The organism is Campylobacter troglodytis (assembly GCF_006864425.1).
Taxonomy (GTDB): Bacteria; Campylobacterota; Campylobacteria; order Campylobacterales; family Campylobacteraceae; genus Campylobacter_D; species Campylobacter_D troglodytis.
On sequence record NZ_QHLI01000295.1, the window covers coordinates 1 to 301 of the forward strand.

Genomic DNA, 301 nt, shown 5'->3' on the forward strand with positions numbered 1-301 from the left:
GATTTTTCCTTCCTTTGCATTTGGCTTATTTCTTAAATTCACAAAGAAATCATTTATTTTTGTCTTTGTGATGGCTAGGGCTGCTGTTGGAAGGGGGGTGAAAAGCGTAGTAAATGGTTTGGGTTTATCATCAATAATAATTTCTGCTTGATTAAAATCTAAAGCAGTATTTTGTGCTAAGATTTTATGAGATTTTATGATGCCTATTAAAATAGGGCTAGTTAAAAAGCTATCAGATCGAACAATGCTAATTTCCTCAAAAGAAAATTTAGAATCTATAAGATACCATTCAAACTCCAGC

General features: G+C 31.9%; 1 protein-coding gene. It reads right to left on the reverse strand.

The window, feature by feature from the left end; all coding sequences use genetic code 11:
- Window positions 1–301 (reverse strand): hypothetical protein (locus DMC01_RS14410; protein WP_185909005.1); only part of this gene is annotated, 301 nt, incomplete at both ends.